Raw genomic sequence first — 23554 nt, forward strand, 5'->3', positions numbered from 1 at the left:
TCAGGAGAAACACCCATGAGCATTACGCGTTACGGCACCGGCAGCACCGCCGCTGGCGGTCAGCCACGCCCATTCGCCCGCGCCGTTGAAGCGGATGGCTGGCTGCATGTGTCCGGCCAGGTGCCGGCGGTGGATGGCGAGATCATTGTCGGCGGCATCGTCGAGCAGACTCACCAGACCATGAAAAACCTGATCGCGATTCTCGAAGAGGCCGGTTACGGCCTGGAAGATGTGGTGCGTGCCGGCGTGTGGCTGGACGATCCGCGGGATTTCAGCAGTTTCAACAAGGTTTTCGGCGAGTACTTCAAACCCGAGTACGCCCCGGCGCGGGCCTGTGTGCAGGCGAGCATGATGGTCGACTGCAAGGTCGAGATCGACTGCATCGCCTACAAGAAAAAGCCCTGATCATTCGCGCGTTTTGCGCGTAAACGGTTACCTGACTGACGATGACCCTTGTAGGAGCTGCCGAAGGCTGCGATCTTTTGGCATTTTTGGAAGCGCCAGAAAGGCAAGATCAAAAGATCGCAGCCTGCGGCAGCTCCTACAGGGAATATTGAGTGAGTAATGACATGACCGAAGACACCATCAAACGCCGGGCCCGCGGTCTGGACCGGGCGTTCGATATCCTCGATTTCCTCAAGGAGATCGGCCAGCCGCTGCGCCCTAATGATATCGCCAACGGCATCGGCAGCCCGAAATCCACGGTCTACGAGCTGGTCGCTTCGCTGCTGGAACGACGGATTCTGGAACCGGTGGGCAAGGACGGTCACGTCTATCTCGGCCGGCAGTTGTACTTTCTCGGTCAGGCGCACCTGCGACATTTCGACCTCAGCCGCGAGGCCGATCACGCCTTGCAGGAGATCGTCAGCCAGACCCATGAAACCGCGCAGATGTGCCTGCTCAACGGGCGCAAATACACGGTGGCATTGATGAAGGAGGGCGAGCGGCATTTCCGTATTTCCTCCGACATCGGCGAAAACGCGCCAATCCCGTGGACGGCTTCCGGACGCCTGCTGCTCGCGCACTTGAGCGATCAACAGATCATCGACCTGATCGACGAAGACGACTTCATCCTGCCCGATGGCGAACGCCTGCCGCTGGAACGTTTTCTGGCGGAGATCCGTCAGGCCGGCATCGATGGATTTTTCTCCTTCGACAGCGTTGCCGACACCTTTACCCATTGCTTCGCCGCGCCGGTAAAAGATCCGCAAGGCGTGGCCATTTGCACCTTGTGCATCGTCGCCCCTCGGGCCGATGCGAAGAACAATTACAACGACTATCGCCGGGTGCTGATCGAGAGCGCCAACAGCCTCGCCCGGCGCATCAACGAATAACCGCGGCTGCCTGCGGCCGCGAAAGTGAGGAGTTCGACCATGACCACTGCCATCAATACTGCCGGGGACAAGGGCGACGCCGCCATCGGTGCGCACCTGACGCGTGACGTCAGCCTGCCGGCGCTGGTGCTGCATCGCGAAGCGCTGGAGCACAACATCCGCTGGATGCAGAAGTTCGTCAGCGACAGCGGCGCGGAACTCGCGCCTCACGGTAAAACCAGCATGACGCCGGCGCTGTTCAAGCGCCAGCTCGACGCTGGCGCCTGGGGCATCACCCTCGCCAGCGCGACCCAGACCCGCGCCGCTTACGCCCATGGTGTGCGCCGCGTGCTGATGGCCAACCAATTGGTCGGGACGCCGAACATGGCACTGATTGCCGATCTGCTGGCCGATCCGTTGTTCGATTTCTATTGCATGGTCGATCACCCGGACAACGTCGCTGACCTCGGCGCCTACTTCGCCTCGCGTGGGGTGAAGCTGAACGTGATGATCGAATACGGCGTGATCGGCGGGCGTTGCGGTTGCCGCAGCGAGCAGGAAGTCATCGAGCTGGCCAAGGCGATCAACGCGCAACCGGCGCTGGCCCTGACCGGTATCGAAGGCTACGAAGGGGTGATTCACGGCGATCACGCGGTCAGCGGCATTCGTGAATTCGCCGCGTCGCTGGTGCGTCTGGCGGTGCAGTTGCAGAACAGCGGCGCGTTCGCGATCGCCAAGCCGATCATCACCGCCTCGGGTTCGGCGTGGTACGACCTGATTGCCGAATCGTTCGAAGCGCAGAATGCGGCTGGGCGCTTCCTTAGCGTGTTGCGTCCGGGCAGTTACGTAGCGCATGACCACGGTATCTACAAAGAGGCGCAGTGCTGCGTGCTCGACCGTCGCAGCGATTTGCACGAAGGATTGCGCCCTGCGCTGGAAGTCTGGGCGCACGTGCAGTCGTTGCCCGAGCCAGGCTTTGCGGTGATCGCCTTGGGCAAACGCGACGTGGCGTACGATGCCGGGTTGCCTGTGCCGTTGCTGCGCTACAAGGCGGGTGTGGTGCCGGCGCTGGGCGATGACGTCGGTGCGTGCAAGGTCACGGCAGTGATGGATCAGCACGCGTTCATGACGGTGGCGCCGGACGTTGAATTACGCGTTGGCGACATCATTTCCTTTGGTACGTCGCACCCGTGCCTGACGTTCGACAAGTGGCGCGTGGGGTTGTTGGTGGATGAGCAGTTGTCGGTGATCGAGAGCATGGAAACTTGTTTCTAAAGCTTGAGACCGAGTCGCGGCCATTCGCGAGCAGGCTCGCTCCCACACTTGGAATGCATTCCCCTGTGGGAGCGAGCTTGCTCGCGAAGGCGCCAGTCCAGACACCATCGATCAACTAGAGACAGCACAAGATGAACACCCTTAGCCCCTTGGGCCCGAACACCCCGCGCATCGCCCTGATCGGCGAGTGCATGATCGAACTGCAGCAGCGTGCCGACGGCAGTCTGCAGCAAAGCTTCGGCGGCGACACCCTGAACACCGCGGTGTACCTGTCCCGCGCGATGGGTGACAAGGCCCAGGTCGACTATGTCACCGCATTGGGTGACGACAGCTTCAGCGATGCCATGTGCCAGATCTGGTCCGACGAGGGCATTGGCCTCGATCTGGTACAACGTCTACCGGGTCGCCTGCCGGGTCTGTATTGCATTCAGACCGATGCCAATGGCGAGCGGCGTTTTCTCTATTGGCGCAACGAAGCAGCGGTTCGCGACTGTTTCACCACCCCGGCAGCCGAACCGATTCTGGCGGCTTTGCCGGATTACGATGTGCTGTATTTCAGCGGCATTACCCTCGCTGTGCTCGGCGCATCGGGCCGGGAAAAACTGATCCAGACCCTCATCGAGGCGCGGCAGCGTGATGCGCGCATTGTTTTCGACAACAATTACCGGCCACGCCTGTGGGCCACTGTCGAAGACGCGCGGGCGGCGTATCGCAGCGTATTGCCCTACGTTGATCTGGCGTTATTGACGGTGGATGACGAACAGGCGCTGTTCGGTTTCGCCGATTGCGAGCAGATGTTTGCCGCTTATGCGCAGTTCGGCACGCCGGAAGTCGTGCTCAAGCGTGGCGCCGAGGCGTGTCTGATTCGTTGTGATGGCGAGTCATTTGAAGTGCCGGCGCAGAAGGTCGAGAAGGTGGTGGACACCACGGCGGCGGGGGATTCGTTCAGTGCGGCGTATCTGGCCAGTCGACTATCGGGTGGTAGTCCGGCAGAGGCTGCGCAGGCCGGGCACTTGCTGGCCAGCAAGGTGATTCAGGTGCCGGGGGCATTGATTCCGAAATAGGTTTTGTGTGGCCGCTTGCTGCGCAATCGATCGCGAGCAGGCTCACTCCTACAATTGAAATGCGTTCCCCTGTAGGAGTGAGCCTGCTCGCGATAGGGTCTTAAAGCCAAACACTAATCCCGATAAAACACCTGCACCAGGTGATACCCGAACTTGCTCTTGATCGGCCCATGCACGGTACGCAACGGCTTTTTGAAAATCACCGCATCTATCGCGCCGACCATCTGCCCCGGCCGCACTTCACCCAGATCGCCGCCGCGCTTGCCGGACGGGCAGGTCGAAAATTTCTTCGCCAGCACATCGAACGCTTCACCCTTGGCGATGCGTTGTTTGAGCTGTTCGGCCTCTTCGGCGGTTTTCACCAGAATGTGGCGGGCTTGGGCTTTCATCGTGCGGTACCTGATAACGGGGTGACGGCGGGGCGCGGATTATGCCTCAAGTCACGGAGTTTGGCTGATCATCGTGCGGATCTTGCTGGCCAGCAGCTCAATGGCAAACGGTTTGGCGACCATGTCCATGCCATCCTCGAGAAACCCCTGACGCTCGGCGGCTTTCTGCGCATAACCGGTCATGAACAGCACCTTGAGACCCGGCCGATGCTGACGGGCGATTTCCGCCAGTTGCCGGCCGTTCATGCCGGGCAGCCCGACGTCGGTGACCAGCAGATCCACCCGCAGATCGGACTCCAGCAGCGGCAGGGCGGTCTTGGCATCTTCGGCTTCGTAGGCTTGGTAACCCAACTCCCGGAGCAGATCGAGTACCAGCATGCGCACCGCCGGATCATCTTCAACGACCATCACGGTTTCGCCAGTCGCCGTCGCCGGCGCTTGTTCAATGGGCGCGATCGCCGGCCGTTCCGCCTCGACGCCGTACAAGCGCGGCAAGTACAACCGCACGCAAGTGCCTTGGCCCGGCAGGCTGTCGAGGCTGACGTGGCCACCTGACTGCTGGGCAAAACCATAAATCATCGACAGCCCCAACCCGGTGCCCTGGCCAATCGGCTTGGTGGTGAAGAACGGATCGAAGGCCTTGGAACGCACGGACGGCGTCATGCCGGTGCCGTTGTCGCTGACCGCCAGCATCAGGTAATCGCCGGCCTTGACCGGTTCGAGCGTGGTGATATCGCTGCCGTCGAGATAGACGTTGGCCGTCTCGATCAACAATTCACCGCCATCGGGCATGGCATCGCGGGCATTGATGACCAGATTAAGCAGGGCGTTTTCCAGTTGGCTGACGTCGGTGCTGACCGGCCATACATGCTCGGCCAGGCGCAGAGTGAGCTCGATCGGATCGCCTTTGGTCCGACGGATCAGGTCCTCCAGCGAATGCACCAGTTCATTGACGTTCAGGGTTTTGCGATCCAGCGACTGTCGCCGCGAAAACGCCAGCAGACGATGGGTCAACGCTGCCGCACGGTTGGCCGATGATACCGCTGCTTCGGTAAAACGACCGATCTCGTCCGCCCGGCCATTGGCAATGTAGCGCTGCATCAAATCGAGGCTGCCGATGATCCCGGTGAGCATGTTGTTGAAGTCATGGGCGATACCACCGGTGAGCTGACCGACAGCTTCCATTTTTTGCGCGTGGCGCAAGGCATCTTCGGCGCGCTCGCGTTCGAACATCTCGTTCTGCAAACGCTGGTTGGCCTGGGCCAATTGTTCGGTGCGGGCGCTGACCCGTTCTTCGAGGGTTTCGTTGAGATTGCGCAAGGCCTCTTCGGTTTTCTTGCGCTCGGTCTCGTCGATCACAAAGATATAGAAGCCGTTGACGGCGCCGTCCGCCCCGTAGCGTGGCAGGTAATTCATCAGCGCGTGACGACTGCTGCCATCGCGATGCGGGGTATACAGGCTGAACGAACACGGCCTGCCGGCCAGCGCCTCGGCAATGTAAGGCAGACGGAGGAAATAGGCTTCTTCGCCAATGACGTCGCGAATCGTGCGTCCGTAGAGTTCCTGTGGCGTGAGGCCATACCAGTCGAGATAAGCCGCGTTGTTCAGACGGAAGCATTCTTCACGGTCGACATAACTGATCAGGATCGGCATGGCGTTGATGATCAACTGCAGTTCGGTCTGGCTCTGGCGCAACGCCTGTTCGGTGTGTTTGCGCTCGGTCAGATCCAGCGCCGCCCCGAGGAATCGCATGGGCCGGCCATGGTGATCCTTGTAGCAACGCCCGCGAGCGAACACCCAGCGCACCTCGCCATCGGCTTGCAGCAAGCGATATTCCTCAGCGTATTCGGTGCCGTAGGTGATGCAGTGTTTGATGCTGCGCGCGACCATTGCGCGGTCTTCAGGGTGCACGCCTTGCAGGTAATCGCTGATCGGCAATCGGCCAGACAGGCCGGGATCAACGCCATGCAGTTGGGCGAAATGCGCGTCAGCGATAAAGCGATCTTCGCCGATGTCCCAATCCCAGGTGCCGACGGCATCGGTCGCGGCCAGGGCCAGTTGCAGACGTTCCTCGGTTTCGCGTTGCGCCTTGAGGCTTTCTTCGGAGCGTCGTTGCAGCTCCAGGGCGATGCGCCGGCGCTCGTTGGTTTCGATGGCGGTGACGAGGATGCCGGCGACTTGCGCGGTTTCATCACGGATCGGGCTGTAGGTCAGATCCAGCCAGAAGTCGGACTCTTTGCCGTCCCGTTGCAGGGTGAAACGTCTTTCGCTGTAGGTACGTACCTGGCCTTGTAGGACGGCGCTGTAAATCGGGTCGGTAAAGTCGCGCAGCTCCGGCCAGATCTGGTGTGCAGGCTGGCCGAAAGCGTGCGGATGCTTGTGGCCGGCGAGCAGAGCGAAACCGTTGTTGTAGATCTGCGTGAGCTGTGGCCCCCACAGCAACAGCATCGGCATGGGCGAGTGAATCACGATGTCCACCGCGGTACGCAGGCTCTGCGGCCAGTTGCAGGCAGCACCCAGCGGTCCGCGACTCCAGTCGGTGCGGGCGATCAGTGACTGAGCGTCGTCGGTGTTCGGTACAGCATTCATTACATCAGTCCTGAGCGTGGTTCGGTGAGGCGACGTCTATCATTGTTGCAGTTGATCTGCGCCAGGCGCAGGCCATTTTCTGTTCATTGAATGCTTCGCGGGTGCTTTTTGCCATGGAAATCGATGCACTGTTGTCAATTTTGTCCAATAAAAATGGTTCGGACTTGTTCCTTTCCACGGGTGCTCCGCCCAGTGCGCGTTTCGACGGCGTGCTCACGGCGCTGAGCGAGCGTCCTTTCAAGAACGGTGAGACCGCCGCCATCGCCGCCTCCCTGATGGACGCCGAGCAGCGGCGGGAGTTCGACCGGGATCTGGAAATGAACCTGGCGATTTCGCGAGCGGGCATTGGTCGCTTTCGCGTAAACATCTTCAAGCAGCGCAACGATATATCGATCGTCATTCGTAACGTCAAACTCGACATCCCGCGTTTCGCCGATCTGAAGCTGCCAGCGGTACTGCTCGACACTGTCATGCTCAAGCAAGGGTTGATTCTGTTTGTTGGCGCCACCGACTCGGGGAAATCAACCTCGCTCGCCGCGCTGATCGATCACCGCAACCGCCACAGCAGCGGGCACATCATCACCATCGAGGATCCGATCGAGTACATCCATCGGCACCAGCGTTCGATCATCAATCAACGTGAAGTCGGGGTCGATACGCGCAGCTTTCATGCGGCGTTGAAGAACACTTTGCGCCAGGCGCCGGATGTGGTGCTGATCGGTGAAATCCGTGATCGCGAAACCATGGAACATGCTTTGGCGTTTGCCGATACCGGGCATCTTGTGTTGTCGACGTTGCATGCCACGAATGCCAACAAGGCGTTGGAGCGGATTATCAATATGTTTGCGGAAGAGCGGCGGCCGCAGTTGTTGCAGGAGCTGGGCAATAATCTGAGAGCCTTTATTTCGCAGCGCTTGGTGCGCACTGTCGATGGGCAACGAAGGGCCGCAGTGGAGGTGCTGTTGGGTACGCCAACCATCGCCGATCTGGTTCGGCGCGGTCAGTTCGAGGAACTGAAACCAATAATGGAAAAATCCACCGGTCTGGGTATGCAGACGTTTGACGGAGCCCTGTTCGCATTGGTCGCTGAAGGTGTAATCAGTGCGCAGGAAGCTTTGAAGAATGCAGATTCGGTTAATAACTTGAAGTTGCGGATGAAACTGTCCGGAGAGGAAAGTAGTAGCCGTGGTTCAACGCCAGAAGGCTGGGGATTAATGGACTGATTGATGGTTAATCAAGGATGTCGTTGTATTGTTGGAAACAGTGGCTAATGTTTTTAAGGTGGCTTGGCTGTATCAAAGAAAGTAGAACGTCATCGGGCTGAAAATTTCAGTTGGTTTATTTGATGAGGTTCTGGTTGTGAGTGGGAAAGTTAAAAATAAAATATTCTGGTCTTCGGCTGTTGCTCTTTCTGAATGGAAACACAAGGCTGAAGCCGATGGCATCGAGCGTGAATTGGTTCTAGCCCATCTTGAGAATGCGTTGATCAAATACACAGAGAATCAAAAGATCAATTGGTATGCGCATGAGCTGGAGTTGCAGGCGGGATCGTCGTTGTACGAGATATATAACCCTGGCCGGCTTCTGCTCGATGAGTTGCTGAATACCGGCCCGGTGAGGGGGGCGCTTGCCCGGGAAGAAGCGCGCGAACATGATGGGCTGTTACGCGTTACCTCTGAAGGCAAGATGGAAGTCCGTGCCGTCAGAGGCTGGGTGGATCTAGTGGCGGCGCGGCATTTTGAACACAGCGTTCCCACTCGGTCAGCATTGAAGTTGATTGCGGATATAGCAGGCGTGGCCGGTGGTTACATATGGCCTGATAACGATATAACACTCGATCAATGGTTTCGATTTCATGATATTAGCCTGCCCGAGAACACGTTAAAGGTCAGGGAACTTATCGCCTTGTTCAAGTTTGATCCTCAAGCCTATGAGCCTGGCAGCTACTGGGAACACTTTGAAACCGATAATAAAGAATTAATAGCGTTATCCGAGGAACAGTTTTCGGCCATCCGCAATGCCACTGCCAAGTTGATGCCAAGGAAAAAACTCCTGACGGCTCTACACAATGTGACCGGTCGTGCGGCTGTCACGCATGAAAGCGCGGCCCAACGAATCAGCGAATTTGTCAATTATCCGGTTGCGCTGATTCTTGCAGGCGACTATCTGAAGGAACTCGGCTGGTTCGGTGTGAACACAGGGCAGAAGGTCTCCGATGACATCCTCCGGCAATTGCTGATGACGGCAATATTGCTTGATCTGGATCCGTCCATAGGTCATGGCGTGCGGCGCAATTGCGTCGCCGGGATTGATCTGTATGCGCCAAAAAATGTTGATCGTCATCCCTCGCAGATGCTTGAGGAGGTCACGGCTTCTCTGCGAACCAGAAAATGGGTTGACGTTGGCTTGGAGCCGTTGGCGGCTCACCTGCTATTGGCACGTAATGCACCCGAGTTTCTGGTCCGGGAGATTCCATCGTCGATTACCCTGGGCTCGATTGGCTGGATCAATTTGTGTCGTGCCGTGATGCTGATCGAGACTGTAAAAAACGGCGCGACGCGCGTCATGTCCTATGCGCAGATCATGGCTTACGGCGAACTTGAACCGGTCAGTGACGAGCAGAAGCATAAACGTGATCTAGCCTTGATCGACCCGATTGTCGACTGGGCGCTGATCAATCAGATTGTGACGATCGCTGAGCTCGAACAGACGGAGGAAGCCTGCACTCGACGTGCGATTGATGCATTTGACCAGCACTCGGAACAATTCGCGCAAATCGCCAAGGCATTTTCGACACCGTTACCTGACAGAGCAGAGATTGCCCGTGCGGCGTTGAAAATCGCCGCACCGGGTTGTGACACTTTGGACGAAAAAGCACTTTCCGAGAAAGGTGGGCAGCAGGTCATGTCCATGGTCGACCTGCATCAGTCGGGTGATCTGGTCACCGGCCAATGGGATAGGCGTACAGTGCGCCTGGTGACTAACGGGGTGCCCAAGCCGGCCATCAACTACAATCCGTCCGGTGTCAGCCTATACACGCGCTATCCGAACTTGTTGAAACTGGGCTCCTGTGACGTGGAGATGGATCGTCAACTGGCTGTGCATTTCAATGAACTGAAGAGTGCCATGTTGACCACCGTGAAGCTGGCTCTGGCGCAGATGCCGGAGGCGGATCTGCAAGTATTCATGAATGCCGATATCCATTTTTTCACGGTACGCGAGTCCGCAGTCTATTCTAAGTCGCGTCGGCTGAGTGGCCCCTTGAAAATCGATCTCGATCAAGAAACACGACAAAGCAGAGACGCGGCGACGGGACGTTTTGGCATTGTGATGTATGCAACTTACGAGAATGCTGTCACCTGCTACGAGCTGTTCACATCGCGCGCAGAGTCTCGAAAAAATGACGCCTTGGCCGCTTTCATCAAGCGCGAGCGAAAACTGCAACAACGTTCGAGAATGAGTGCCAGCGGGGATGCAACGTTCCCACTGAGCATCACCGCGACGCAAAGCCTTCCGCTCGATGTAAAACGCTATACCCATGCGTCTGCTGAAGATTCTTCGATTACCAGCAGTATGGCCATCCTCGATTACTTTGGCAGGCTGAAAGAGCCAGAAACCACTTCGACGCCAAAGCAAGGGTTCTATCAAAAATTCAACGATCCGGATATCGCACGTATTGCCGAGTTTCTGGTAGAAAACCGGCCCTATCTGAACAAAAGGGAATTGAGGGAAATAGTTCGTCTACCCACCCCACTCGAGCTCTCCAAGGAGGAGGGCGAGCGATTGCTGACTTATTTCATCGACTTGTTGGTGCCTTTCAAAAAATGCATCGAGGACATCGCCTCGGGTGAGCACGACAAGATGGTTGATGGGTTTTACGGGTGTTTGATGGATGGTATCGGTCTAGTGGGAACGGTGGCGGGCGCCAGCTCAAAAGTGCTGAGCATTTCTGCCAAGGCTATCTCAACGACATCCAAGGCTGCGCGTTTTACCAAGTTGGCATTTACCTCGGCCGTTTCACTTTTCAATCCGCTTGACGGAGTGCCTTCCGGGATACAGGCAGGCGGCAAACTGGTGCATAAGGGCTTGTTGCGTTTTAACAAAAACAGCCATGAACTCGTTGCCAAGGCCAACAGCCAGTTGCACAGACTCAGTGGTCGCCGTCAATCCTATGATCTGATCAGTGCATCCGATAATGTGCATTTGGGGTTGGGTAACTGGAAGCCACATGGCACCACTGGCAACGTCGTTGCTGTTCTGGCAGCACGCAGTGGCAACAAATGGTATGCCTTGAATCGCCGCGGCAATTTGTGGGGCAACCCGTTGAAAGGCTTCACGTATCAAGCCCCCCTACAGTTACCGTACTCACCCAAGACCCTACCAGTGAGTTACACACGCAATTTCATCGAGAAAAGTCTGCCCCGCGCTCGGGAAAAGATCGACAACGCCATCGATGTGATCAGTCGCCATGAGTTCAAGCGAGATGGCGATCTGCTGATGAAAGCCTTGTTTGGTAACACCTCCCAAGTGGCTACTGATCGACTGGTGAATTATCTACGGTTGATTCGCTTTGATTTCGCTGGCTTCTCGATGAGCAATACCATTCTTGATGCTTTTAAAAATAATGAATCCATCGCCTCGTTCGATGTGAACAGCTACAAGCGTTGGAAGAACGCGAGTTCCAGCGACGCAAAAGATATTGCGTTCGTTGAAATCCATACTCGAAACCTGAACAAGCATTTCGTCAATCTGGGGTTCAACCATGATGTGGTGGCAGATGACCTGATCCATGAACTGTTCCACGGCAGTGCGCAGACCGTGGATGTCGGCTACGCCACCGATACGGAGTACACCAGCACCACTGGACAGCGACTGGATGTGGCGCCGTTGTTGAATCTTGCATCTGGTTCCCTGGCTTTGGCGGGCGCTGTCTCAAGCTACAGTTTTCATGAGGTATCCGAAGCCTTTGAGAATGCCGACACGCTTGCACTGGCGACCTCGTTACTGAGCCAGAGGGCGACGGACAAAGACACCTTCGATCGCAACATGACGATCATTCGCAGCGCACTCGACGCCAGTGGCGGTAAAGCGATTGTTCAGCCGGTCGTCATTACGCTAAACAAGCCCCGCTAACGCAGGCGCTGCCGCCTGCGTTTGTTATCAGAGCGTCAGCGTCGGGCTCAAATGCTCAGCTCCAGCCGATCCCGGAACTGCTCCAACGCTTCGGGATTGGCCAGCGCATCGGTGTTTTTCACCGGCCGGCCGTGCACGACATCGCGCACGGCCAGTTCCACCACCTTGCCGCTGATGGTGCGTGGAATGTCCGTCACCGCCACGATCCTCGCCGGTACATGCCTTGGGGTGGTATTGGCGCGGATCACTTGTCGGATACGCTGCTCGAGCGGGTCATCCAGCACCAATCCTTCACGCAATCTGACAAACAGCACAACCCGCACATCGTCCTGCCACTGCTGGCCGATAGCGACGCTGTCCAGCACTTCAGCGACTTTCTCGACCTGACGATATATTTCTGCCGTGCCAATGCGCACGCCGCCGGGATTGAGCACGGCGTCCGAACGCCCGTGTATCAGCATCCCCCCATGCGGCCGTTGTTCGGCGTAATCACCCTGTGCCCAGACACCGGGAAACAGACTGAAATACGACTGCCGCAGTTTTGTTCCGTCCGGATCATTCCACAGACCGATCGGCATCGCCGGAAAATGCCGGGTGCAGACCAGTTCGCCTTTTCCGCCAACCACCGGCTGACCGGCGTCGTTCCAGACTTCAACCGCCATGCCCAGACTCTTGCCCATGTTCTCACCGCGTCGCACGGCGTTCATCGGGTTGCCATTGACGAAACACGAGACGATATCGGTGCCGCCAGACATCGACGCCAGGCACACATCCGGTTTGACGTCACGATAGACGAAATCGTAGCTCTGCGGCGACAGCGCCGAACCGGTGCACAGCAGCGTCTTCAGGGTGCCCAGATCATGACTTTCGCGGGGTTTGGCACCGCTGCTCTCCAGGGTCGCGAGGAACTTGGGGCTGGTGCCGAACACGCTGATACGTTCATCGTCGATCAAGTCGAGCAAGCGCTGATTGTCCGGGTGGAACGGTGAGCCGTCGTACAGCACCACGGCACTGCCAACCGCGAGCGCCGAGACCAGCCAGTTCCACATCATCCAGCCGCACGTCGTGTAGTAAAACAGTCGATCACCAGGACCAAGATCGCAATGCAGGCCGTGTTCCTTGACGTGTTGCAGCAGTACGCCGCCGGTGCTGTGAATGATGCATTTCGGCACGCCAGTGGTGCCGCTGGAATACAGCACGTAAAGCGGATGGTTGAAGGGTACCGCGACAAAGTCCGGTTCGCCGCCGATTTGATAAAAGTCATCCCACAAAGTCACTTCGGCGTGAGTCTTGTAAGCCTCGACATGGGCGTGGTGGGCATAAGGCACGATGATCAACTGCCTTAACGTTGGCAGTTGTTTGAGTATTCCGTTGATCTTGTCGGTCTGGTCGATGGTCTTGCCGGCATAGCGATAAGCGGCGCAGGTGATCAACACCTTCGGCTCGATCTGACCGAAGCGGTCGATTACGCCGTGGGTGCCAAAGTCCGGCGAGGAGCATGACCAGATTGCACCGAGGCTGGTGGTAGCGAGCATCGCCACCAGTGTCTGCCAGGTATTCGGCATGCACGCCGCGACGCGATCGCCGAGGCCAACGCCGGCGGCTTGCAGGCTGGCTTGAAACCCGGCGACGTGTTCGGCGAGTTCGGCCCAGGTCAACTGCTCGCGCTGGCCATTCTCCGCCACGCTTACTACTGCCACGGCATCGTCGCGACGACGCAGCAGGTGTTCAGCGAAGTTCAGCGTGGCGCCTGGAAACCACTCAGCGTCGGGCATTTGTGAGCCTTCGCGCAGTACGGCGTCGGGCTGGGTGTGAAAGCGGATATCGAAGGTATCGACGATTGCCTGCCAGAACTCCGCGCGCTGATCGACGCTCCATTGGTGCAGGGCAGGGTAGTCGTCGAGTTTCAGATGATGACGTTGATTGACCGCGCGGCGGAAGGTGTCCATGCGCGATTGGGCGATACGGTTGGCGTCGGGTTGCCAGAGGATGTCGGACATTGTTTGCCTCTTGTTTTATTCATGCACAAGGTCGAGCGCACACATGACACCTGTGGGAGCGAGCCTGCTCGCGAAGACGTCCGTGCACTCAACGACTTCTTTGGCTGACCCAGCGCTTTCGCGAGCAGGCTCGCTCCCACAGAGGGGGATGGCCGTGCTATTGGGCCAGCCAGCCACCATCAATATTCCACGCCGCCCCGCGCACTTGGCTGCCAGCCTCGCTGCACAGGAACAGCACAAGTTCGCCCAGATGCTGCGGTGTGACGAACTCCAGCGACGGCTGTTTCTCGGCGAGCAGATCATGCTGCGCCTGCTGCGGATCGACACCCTTGGCCGCTCGGTCATCGATCTGCTTCTGCACCAGCGGCGTCAGCACCCAACCCGGGCAGATCGCGTTGCAAGTGACGTTGCTGGTGGCGGTTTCCAGGCCGACCACTTTGGTCAAACCGATCACACCATGCTTGGCGGCTACGTAGGCCGCTTTGCCGGTCGAACCGACCTGGCCATGCACCGAGGCGATATTGATGATCCGCCCCCAACCTTTGGCGCGCATCCCCGGCAGGCTCAAACGTGTGCTGTGAAACACCGAAGACAGGTTGATCGCGATGATCGAATCCCAGCGCTCGACGGGGAATTCTTCCACTGCCGCCACATGCTGGATGCCCGCGTTGTTGACCAGAATATCGACACCGCCGAACTCACGCTCGGCATACGCAATCATGTCGGCAATTTGCGCCGGGTCACTGACATCGGCCGGATGATGACCGACCTTGCCGCCAAACCGGGCGACCTCGGCGATGACTGTCGATGCATCACCAAAACCGTTGAGAATCAGATTCGCCCCAGCCTTGGCCAGGCTCAGCGCGATGCCCAGGCCGATGCCGCTGGTGGAACCGGTTACCAGTGCAGTCTTGCCGGAAAGAGTGGTCATGAATACCTCACACAATGCCAGTGGCGTAGAAAGTGCCGATCACTACGAAAACCGCCAGGGTCTTGATCAGCGTAATACAGAAAATGTCTTTATAGGCTTCGCGGTGGGTCAGGCCAGTGACGGCCAACAGGGTGATGACCGCGCCGTTGTGCGGCAGTGTGTCCATGCCGCCGCTGGCCATCGCGGCGACGCGGTGCAGCACTTCCAGCGGAATGTTTGCGGCGTGGGCAGCGCTGATGAACTGCTCGGACATCGCCGCCAACGCAATGCTCATGCCACCCGATGCGGAGCCGGTGATGCCGGCCAGCAGCGTCACGGTGATAGCTTCGTTGACCAGCGGATTGGGAATCTGCTTGAGCCAGTCCGCCAATACCAGGAAGCCCGGCAGCGACGCGATCACCGCGCCGAAACCGTACTCGGAAGCGGTGTTCATCGCTGCCAGCAAGGCACCGCTGACCGCGCTTTTGCTGCCTTCGGCGAGCTTGCTGCGAATGGCCTGAAAGCCGAACGCGAGCACCATCACAATGCCGACCAGCAACGCCGCCTGCACCGCCCAGATTGCCGTCAGTTTGGCGATCTCGGTGGTGACTGGCGTGGCCATGCCCGGCAGTGCGAGGCTGTGGGTCTTGCCGTACCACTGCGGAATCCATTGGGTGAACAGCAGGTTCATGATGCCCACTGCCAGCAGCGGCGACAGCGCAATCCATGGGTTTGGCAGTTTCAGGTCTTCAGCGGTTTCCGGCTCGTTGCGCAGTTCAGTGCCGTAGCCTTCACCGGCGCGCTGCGCCTTGTTGCGTTGACGCTGGAGAAACAGCATGCCGGCGCAGAACACGAAAATCGTGCCGATCACGCCCAGCCACGGCGCCGCCCACGCGGTGGTATTGAAGAACGTGCTGGGGATGATGTTCTGGATCTGCGGCGTGCCGGGCAGGGCGTCCATGGTGAACGAAAACGCGCCGAGGGCGATGGTCGCCGGGATCAGCCGTTTGGGAATATTGCTCTGGCGAAACATCTCGGCGGCAAACGGATACACCGCAAACACCACGACGAACAACGACACGCCACCGTAAGTGAGCAGGGCGCAGACCAGAACGATTACCAGCATCGCCTGTTTGGTGCCGAGCAAGCGAATGGCGGCAGCAACGATCGAGCGGGAGAACCCCGACAGTTCGATCAACTTGCCGAACACCGCACCGAGCAGGAACACAGGGAAATACAGTTTGATGAAACCGACCATTTTCTCCATAAACACCCCGGTGAACGCAGGGGCAACGGCAGACGGATCGGTGAGCAGGACAGCGCCGAGGGCGGCAATCGGGGCGAAGAGGATAACGCTGTAGCCACGGTAGGCAGCCAGCATCAGCAGCGTAAGGGCTGCCAAGGCAATGATCACACTCATGGTGTGTCTCTCCAGAATTGTTATTTTTGTGGGTGGAACGGGTGTGGGAGAGGCTTTAGCGAGATCTGTGCCAGTTATCTAACACGTTGAAATATAAAGATATTGTCGTGCGGGTAGGGCAGGCTTCAAAGTTTTTGTCTCACTATAGAGACGGCATTAAGTCGAAAAGATCGCAGCCTTCGGCAGCTCCTACAGTGCGGACCCGATATTCCCCTGTAGGAGCTGCCGAAGGCTGCGATCTTTCGATCTTGACGAAGTTTCTAATTAATGAGATCCGCGTCTCTTTATAGAGACTCAAGCAATCCCCAGCGCCACCATCTTCTTGTACAGCGTCGACCGACCAAGCCCCAGCCGAGCAGATGCTTCCGGTACATTTCCGTTGCATTGCGCGAGGGCAGACTGAATCAACTGCCGATCAAACCGCTCGCGTGCCTGGGCGAATGTTTCCTCTGGCACCACCTCAGCCAGTGGGCCAGAACCACGCTCAACCGGCGTCAGTGTGCCAATCGCCGCACGAATATCCTGCTCGCTCAGCATCAAGTCATCACTGAGCAATGCTGCCCGCTCCAGCACATTACGCAGTTCGCGAATGTTCCCCGGCCAGGCATGTTGCCCGAGCAGTTCCAATGCATCCCGATGCAACTCGTGCTGACTGCGCAGCTCTTCAAGGATCGCTTCGCTGAGTGCAGGCAGATCATCAAGACGTTCACGTAATGGCGGTACCTGGATTGGCAGCACATTGAGGCGATAGTACAAATCGGCGCGGAATTCACCGCGTTTGATCGCCACTTGCAGATCGGTCGAGGTGGCGGCAATCACGCGCACGTCACTCTGAATGACGTCGTTGGAACCGACCGGTTCGAATTCCTTTTCCTGCAACACGCGCAGCAGTTTGCTTTGCAGGGGCAGCGGCATGTCACCAATCTCATCGAGAAACAGCGTGCCGCCCTGGGCGATCTGCAACTTGCCGGTGCGGCCCTTGCGGTCGGCACCGGTGAACGCGCCGGGCGCGGTGCCGAAAAACTCCGCTTCCAGCAACGCCTCGGGAATTGCTGCGCTGTTGATGCTGACAAAGGCTTTGTGTGCTCGTGGTGATGCGCTGTGTATGGCTTGGGCCAGCAGCTCTTTGCCGGTGCCGGTTTCGCCGAGCAGCAACACCGGCGACTCGGCGCTGGCACTGCGTCGGGCACGGCGTTTGACTTCGAGGCTGGCGGCGCTGGTGCCGATAAAGTGGGCGAAGTTGTATTTGGTCTGCCGGGCGCGCAGCAGGGAGCGGGTCGAAGCCAGTTCTTCCTGCATGCTCAAATACCGTTTGAGCATCGGCGACAGGGTGCGTAACTCGTCGAACAGGGCAAATCCGATCGCGCCGATCACCGTGCCGACGTCGTCATGGATGGGCAGGCGCATGACCACCAACGGCTCTTTCGGGGTGTCCTGCATGTCCAGAAGGATAGGGCGCCCGGTGCGCACGACTTCGCGCAACAGACTGCCCGGGATCACACTTTCACAAGGCTTGCCGATGGCACCTTCAGCCGATTCGAGACCGAAACGTCGGGCGTAACGTTCGTTCATCCAGACGATATTCGCATCGCGATCGACGATCACCGTACCTTCGCTGGACTGCTCAATGATCTCGAACAGCGAGCGGATCGCCAGGGAGCGAACCCGTTGGTAGTCCTTGAGGCTTTCGGTGGTGTTCATGGAGGCTGATCCTGATTGTGTATGGCCTGTGCCGGCCCCTTCGCGAGCGGGCTCGCTCCCACAGTAGATTGGGTCTTTCCCAAATTTTGTGTCCGGCGTGAACCTTGTGGGAGCGAGCCTGCTCGCGAAAGCCTCGACCCGGTTTCACGCCGAACACATATGACGCCTACCCCGGATGCGCCGCCGCCAACAGCTCTTTGGTATACGGATGCTGCGGCGTATCAAACACCTCATGACTGGCGCCACGCTCGACCACTTTGCCGTCCTTGATCACGATCATGTCGTGGGCCAGGGCGCGCACCACCGCCAGGTCGTGGCTGATGAACAGATAGGTCAAGCCGTGTTTTTCCTGAAGCTGGCGGAGCAGGGCGACCACTTGTTTCTGCACCGTGCGATCGAGTGCCGACGTCGGCTCGTCGAGCAGGATCAGCGCCGGTTTCAGCACCAGCGCCCGCGCGATGGCAATGCGCTGGCGCTGACCACCGGAGAACTCGTGGGGATAGCGATGGCGACTCTCGGGATCGAGACCGACCTCTTTAAGCACACGGATGACTTGCTCGTCGCATTCATCGGCCGTCGACTCGCAGTGCACTTCGAGGCCCTCGCTGATGATTTGCGCCACCGACATGCGCGGGCTGAGGCTGCCGAACGGATCCTGAAATACCACCTGCATCTGTCGACGCCACGGCCGCATCTGTTTCTGATTGAGGCCGTCGAGCGCCTGGCCCTGAAAGCGGATACCGCCCTCGGAGTCGAGCAAACGCAGGATCGCCTGGCCCAATGTCGACTTGCCGGAACCGGATTCGCCGACGATGCCGAGGGTCTTGCCACGCTGGATGCTCAGACTGATGCCGTCCACCGCCCGCAGGTATTGCTTGCGCTGGAACAGCCCGCCACCGACGACAAACTCAACCTTAAGATCCTCGACCTCAAGCACGTTTTCGCGCTCATCCCGGGGCAGGGCTTCGCCTTCGGGTTCGGCGTTGAGCAGCACGCAGCTGTAAGGATGCTTCGGTTCGGTAAACAGGGTTTCGCAGGGCGCCTGTTCGACGATTTCCCCGGCTTTCATCACGCACACGCGCTGGGCAATACTGCGCACCAGATTGAGGTCGTGGCTGATCAGCAGCAGCGACATGCCCAAGCGTTGTTGCAGGGATTTGAGCAGCAGCAGGATCTTGCGCTGCACCGTCACGTCGAGCGCCGTGGTCGGTTCGTCGGCGATCAACAGCTCCGGTTCGCAGGCCAGCGCCATGGCGATCATCACCCGTTGCCGTTGCCCGCCAGAGAGTTGATGTGGATAGGCCTTGAGGCGTTCCTTGGGTTTCTGGATGCCCACCAGACCGAGCAGTTCGAGGATCCGTGCCTGCGCCGCTTTGCCGCCGAGGCCACGGTGCAGCAGTAAGGTTTCGCCGATCTGCTTTTCAATGGTGTGCAGCGGATTCAGCGAGGTCATCGGCTCCTGAAAGATCATCGCGATGCGGTTGCCGCGCAACTCGCGCAAGACCTTGGGATCGGCGCCGATCAGTTGCTGTCCGCGATAGCGAATGCTGCCAGTGGTTTGCGCTTCGCTTTCGGGCAGCAATTGCAGAATCGAATGGGCGGTCACCGATTTGCCCGAGCCCGATTCGCCCACCAGCGCCAGACATTCGCCGGGGCGGATGTCCAGACACAGGTCGCGCACCACGTTCTGGCCATGGAAGGCGACGTTGAGGTTACGGATTTCAATCAGGTTGTCAGTCATGGCCACGCTTCATGATCGAGGGTCGAACGCGTCGCGTAACGCTTCGCCGATGAACACCAATAAAGAAAGGATCAGCGCCAAGGTGAAAAACGCTGTCAACCCAAGCCACGGTGCTTGCAGGTTCTGTTTGCCCTGACCGATCAACTCACCCAGCGAGGCACTGCCGGCAGGCATGCCGAAACCGAGAAAATCCAGCGCAGTAAGGGTGGAAATCGCCCCGGTCAGAATGAACGGCAGGTAGCTCAGTGTCGCATTCATGGCGTTGGGCAGAATGTGCCGGAAGATCACCTTGCGGTCGCTCAGGCCCAGCGCGCGGGCGGCTTTGACGTACTCCAGATTGCGTCCGCGCAGGAACTCGGCGCGCACGACATCCACCAGTGCCAGCCATGAAAACAGCGCCATGATCCCCAACAGCCACCAGAAATTCGGCTCGACGAAACCGGAGAGAATGATCAGCAGGTACAGCACCGGCAGCCCCGACCAGACTTCCAGCAAACGTTGCCCGAGCAGATCGACCCAGCCGCCGTAGTAACCCTGCAATGCCCCGGCGGCGATGCCGATCAGGGCACTGACAAAGGTCAGCATCAAGGCAAACAGAATCGACACCCGCGCGCCGAAAATCACCCGCGCCAACACATCTCGCGATTGATCGTCCGTGCCCAGCCAATTGACCGATGTCGGCGGGCTGGGAGCCGGTTTGTTGAGGTCGTAGTTCGGCGTATCGTCACTGAACGGAATCGGCGGGAACAGCAGCCAGCCACCGTCCTTGCGAATCAGGTTCTGCACATAATCGCTACGGTAATCGGCCTGAAACGGCAGTTGTCCGCCGAACTCCTGCTCGGTGTGGCGCTTGAATACCGGAAAGTACCATTGGTCCTGATAGCTGACGACCAGCGGCTTGTCATTGGCGATCAACTCACCGCCCAGTGTGACCACAAACAGACCGATAAACAGCCACAGCGACCACCAGCCACGGCGGTTTTTCTTGAAGCGCTCGAAGCGCCGACGACCCAGAGGCGAGAGCTTGAACATCAGGCGTTCCTCGCGGCGAAGTCAATACGCGGATCGACCAGCGTGTAACACAGGTCACCGACCAGTTTTATCAGCAGGCCGAAGAGGGTAAAGATGAACAATGAACCAAACACCACCGGGTAATCCCGGGAAACCGCGGCTTCGTAGCTCATGCGTCCGAGACCGTCGAGGGAGAAAATCACTTCGATCAGCAAGGAACCGGCGAAGAACACACTGATGAATGCCTGCGGGATGCCCGACACCACCAGCAACATCGCATTGCGAAACACATGGCCATATAGCACGCGGCGCTCGCTCAGGCCTTTGGCGCGCGCGGTGACCACGTACTGGCGAGTGATTTCATTGAGAAACGAGTTTTTGGTCAGGATCGTCAGCGTGGCGAAACCACCAATCACCAGCGCCGTCACTGGCAGCACCAAGTGCCAGAAATAATCGGCGATTTTGCCGAGGTTCGACAGCGATTCGAAGTTGTCCGACACCAGGCCGCGAACCGGAAACCAGTTCAGCGACGTGCCGCCGGCAAACAATACGATCAGGAACATCGCAAAGAGAAACGCTGGCATCGCGTAACCGATGATAATCGCCGTGCTGCTCCAGATATCGAAATGACTGCCATGGTGCACAGCCTTGCGGATCCCCAACGGGATCGACACCAGATAGGTTATCAGCGTCGCCCACAACCCGAGGGAAATGGTCACCGGCATTTTTTCCAGGATCAGGTCGGTGACCGTCGCGCCACGGAAAAAGCTTTTGCCGAAATCCAGTTGCGCGTAGTTCTTCAACATCAGCCACAAGCGTTCATGGGCCGGTTTGTCGAAGCCGTACTGTTTTTCGATGTCCTTGATCAGTTGCGGATCTAGACCGCGACTGGCACGTGATGTGCCACTCATGGTTTCGCTGGCGCCGCCACCAACACTGGCGCCGCCGATCCCTTGCAGGTGGGCGATGGCCTGTTCTACCGGACCGCCGGGCGCGGCCTGGATGATCACGAAGTTGACCAGCAGAATGATCACCAGCGTCGGGATGATCAGCAGCAGGCGCCGCAGTATGTAACCCCACATCAGTGCGGCCCTCCGGGTCTGCCACGAGCGATTTTCTCGGCCGTCATCTGTTGATTGGTCAGTGGCGTGCTGCTGATTTCCCACCAGCTCTCGATGGCTTCGTCATTGCTGGCTTGTACTGAGGGTATGCCGAAACGATTCCACCACACCGTCGACGTGCCCGGCGGATAGTAGTTGGGAATCCAGTAGTAATTCCATTGCAGCACACGGTCCAGAGCATGCGCGTAGTGCAGCATGTCGGACTGCGTGGACGCGCGGATCAGACCGTTGATGAGCGTATCCACTGCCGGGTTTTTCAACACCATGTAGTTGTTCGCGCCCGGGTCGTTGGCCGACGCCGAGGCGAAGTAATTGAGCAACTCGCCCCCCGGCGAAGTGCTGACCGGGTAGCCGGTGACGATCATGTCGTAGTCACGACTCATCAGGCGATTGACGTATTGCGAGGAGTCGATACGGCGAATGTTCAGGTCGATGCCGATCTGTTTCAGCGTGCGTTTGTACGGCAGCAGCAAGCGATCCATACCGTTCTGGCTGACCAGGAAGGTGAAGCTCAGCGGTTCGCCCTGGGCATTCACCAGCTGATCGCCATCCGGTTTCCAGCCCGCCTGTTCGAGCAATTCGAGTGCTTGCAGCTGCTTGTCGCGGATCAGGCCGCTGCCATCGGTTTTCGGCGCTTCAAAGACTTTGCTGAAGACTTCGTCGGGAACCTGACCGCGCAGCGGTTCGAGGATTTTCAGTTCCTGCGCATCGGGCAGCTCGCTCGCCGCCAGTGGCGTGTTGGAGAAGTAGCTCTGCTGGCGGATATACATGCCGCGCATCATCTGCCGGTTGCTCCACTCGAAGTCCCAGAGCATGGCCAGAGCCTGGCGCACGCGGCGATCGGCGAACATCGGTTTCTGCAGATTGAACACAAATCCCTGGGCCGACTGGGGCGCCTCGGTGGCCAGATGCGCTTTTTGCAGGCGGCCGTCACTCAGTGCGGGGCTGTCGTAGCCGATCGAGTAGCCGGTGGCCGAGAACTCGCGGTTGTAGTCATAGGCGCCGCCACGCAGCACTTGCCGGGCGACGTCGGTATCACCAAAGTACTCGATGCTGAAATGATCGAAGTTGTACAGGCCACGACTGACCGGCAAATCCTTGCCCCACCAGTCGGCGTTGCGCTCAAAGGTGATGCTGCGCCCTGAATCGACTTTACCGACTCGATAGGGGCCGCTGCCCAGAGGTGGTTCATAGCCGCCACCCCCGGCGAAATCGCGGCTCTTCCACCAATGCTCGGGGAACACCGGCAAGGTCGCGATATCCAGTGGCAGGGTGCGGTTTTCATTGCTCTTGAAGTCGAAACGCACGGTCAACGGGCCTTCCACTTCGACGCCTTTGACGTCAGCAAACTGGGTGCGATAACGCAGGCTGCCCTGGGTCATCAATAAATCGTAGGTGTAGCGTACGTCTTCGGCGGTAATCGGCTTGCCATCAGCAAAACGTGCCTTGGGATTGATGAAGAACCGCAGTGACAGACCATCGTCCGAGCGCTCCATCTTTTGCGCGACCAGTCCGTAAACCGTGTAAGGCTCGTCCAGCGAACGCTGAGCCAACGGCGAATAGAGCAAACCATCAATCTGCGTGACGCCGATGCCTTTGTCTATATAAGGAAGAACATGATCGAAGTGGCCGATCTCGATGGCCGAGCGGCGCATAGTTCCGCCCTTGGGCGCTTGCAGGTTGGTGTAGTCGAAGTGACTGAAGCCGGCAGGGTACTTGGCGGGTTCGCCATAAACAGTCAGCGCGTGTTGCGGTGCAGCGTTCGCGCCGGTGGCGCCCGTCAGCAGGGCGAGGGCGGTGAGCATCAATGTGGGGAAAACCAGTCGCATTGTCAGCCTTGGAACCGGGAAATCGATAAGCGCAAGTTGTACGCGAGAGGCGCGCCAG

At 58.5% G+C, this 23554-nt stretch carries 16 protein-coding genes; 6 read left to right on the plus strand and 10 right to left on the minus strand.

Annotated features, from left to right (window positions below; all coding sequences use genetic code 11):
• Positions 1-15 precede the first annotated feature (15 nt).
• From ACOYXE_RS05980 to kdgK, 4 genes are all read left to right on the plus strand, one after another.
• Positions 16-405, plus strand: a complete 390-nt coding sequence (locus ACOYXE_RS05980; RefSeq protein ID WP_460928184.1) for a RidA family protein — start codon at positions 16-18, stop codon at positions 403-405.
• Between the two features lie 164 nt (positions 406-569).
• Positions 570-1334 carry an IclR family transcriptional regulator gene (locus ACOYXE_RS05985; protein ID WP_007912327.1) on the plus strand — a complete coding sequence of 255 codons (765 nt, stop codon included), beginning with the start codon at positions 570-572 and terminating at the stop codon, positions 1332-1334.
• Positions 1335-1373: 39 nt separating this feature from the next.
• Positions 1374-2588: an amino acid deaminase gene (locus tag ACOYXE_RS05990; protein WP_405123541.1), complete on the plus strand. Its 1215-nt coding sequence runs from the start codon at positions 1374-1376 to the stop codon at positions 2586-2588.
• 131 nt (positions 2589-2719) lie between these two features.
• Positions 2720-3652 (plus strand): 2-dehydro-3-deoxygluconokinase, encoded by a 933-nt coding sequence (gene kdgK, locus ACOYXE_RS05995; RefSeq protein ID WP_460928187.1) that lies wholly within the window; start codon positions 2720-2722, stop codon positions 3650-3652.
• 113 nt (positions 3653-3765) lie between these two features.
• Here the strand turns inward: kdgK and ACOYXE_RS06000 are convergent, their stop codons facing one another.
• Both ACOYXE_RS06000 and ACOYXE_RS06005 read right to left on the minus strand, forming a co-directional pair.
• A complete protein-coding gene (locus tag ACOYXE_RS06000; protein WP_007912322.1) occupies positions 3766-4041 on the minus strand; it encodes a peptidylprolyl isomerase in 276 nt (91 codons plus the stop codon).
• A gap of 51 nt (positions 4042-4092) precedes the next feature.
• On the minus strand, positions 4093-6630 hold the full coding sequence (locus ACOYXE_RS06005) for a hybrid sensor histidine kinase/response regulator (RefSeq protein WP_460928189.1): 2538 nt from the start codon (positions 6628-6630) through the stop codon (positions 4093-4095).
• A 113-nt stretch (positions 6631-6743) separates the two neighbouring features.
• On the opposite strand from ACOYXE_RS06005, the gene ACOYXE_RS06010 reads away from it, so the two are divergent.
• Positions 6744-7853 (plus strand): PilT/PilU family type 4a pilus ATPase, encoded by a 1110-nt coding sequence (locus tag ACOYXE_RS06010; RefSeq protein WP_460928191.1) that lies wholly within the window; start codon positions 6744-6746, stop codon positions 7851-7853.
• A gap of 136 nt (positions 7854-7989) precedes the next feature.
• Positions 7990-11763: a hypothetical protein gene (locus ACOYXE_RS06015; protein ID WP_460928193.1), complete on the plus strand. Its 3774-nt coding sequence runs from the start codon at positions 7990-7992 to the stop codon at positions 11761-11763.
• Positions 11764-11810: 47 nt separating this feature from the next.
• Here ACOYXE_RS06015 and ACOYXE_RS06020 read toward each other — a convergent pair whose 3' ends face one another.
• The 8 genes from ACOYXE_RS06020 to ACOYXE_RS06055 all read right to left on the minus strand — a co-directional run bounded on the left by ACOYXE_RS06020 (position 11811) and on the right by ACOYXE_RS06055 (position 23496).
• On the minus strand, positions 11811-13763 hold the full coding sequence (locus ACOYXE_RS06020) for an acetoacetate--CoA ligase (protein WP_460928195.1): 1953 nt from the start codon (positions 13761-13763) through the stop codon (positions 11811-11813).
• 157 nt (positions 13764-13920) lie between these two features.
• Positions 13921-14694, minus strand: a complete 774-nt coding sequence (gene hbdH / locus ACOYXE_RS06025; protein ID WP_160058232.1) for a 3-hydroxybutyrate dehydrogenase — start codon at positions 14692-14694, stop codon at positions 13921-13923.
• 7 nt (positions 14695-14701) lie between these two features.
• Entirely contained in the window at positions 14702-16093 is a 1392-nt protein-coding gene (locus tag ACOYXE_RS06030) for a GntP family permease (RefSeq protein ID WP_160058230.1), read from the minus strand.
• A 294-nt stretch (positions 16094-16387) separates the two neighbouring features.
• Positions 16388-17794, minus strand: coding sequence for a sigma-54 interaction domain-containing protein (locus tag ACOYXE_RS06035; protein WP_405123544.1), 1407 nt, complete (start codon positions 17792-17794; stop codon positions 16388-16390).
• Between the two features lie 166 nt (positions 17795-17960).
• Positions 17961-19535, minus strand: coding sequence for an ABC transporter ATP-binding protein (locus tag ACOYXE_RS06040; RefSeq protein ID WP_460928198.1), 1575 nt, complete (start codon positions 19533-19535; stop codon positions 17961-17963).
• A gap of 9 nt (positions 19536-19544) precedes the next feature.
• Positions 19545-20567, minus strand: a complete 1023-nt coding sequence (locus tag ACOYXE_RS06045) for an ABC transporter permease (protein WP_160058226.1) — start codon at positions 20565-20567, stop codon at positions 19545-19547.
• Complete coding sequence (locus ACOYXE_RS06050) at positions 20567-21628, minus strand: microcin C ABC transporter permease YejB (RefSeq protein WP_160058224.1); 1062 nt, start codon at positions 21626-21628, stop codon at positions 20567-20569. The genes ACOYXE_RS06045 and ACOYXE_RS06050 overlap by 1 nt, the downstream gene beginning before the upstream one ends.
• Positions 21628-23496 (minus strand): extracellular solute-binding protein, encoded by a 1869-nt coding sequence (locus ACOYXE_RS06055; protein ID WP_460928200.1) that lies wholly within the window; start codon positions 23494-23496, stop codon positions 21628-21630. Before ACOYXE_RS06055 ends, ACOYXE_RS06050 begins: the two co-directional genes overlap by 1 nt.
• Between the last annotated feature and the right edge of the window lie 58 nt (positions 23497-23554).

The sequence above is a fragment of the Pseudomonas sp. MC6 genome, assembly GCF_054790575.1.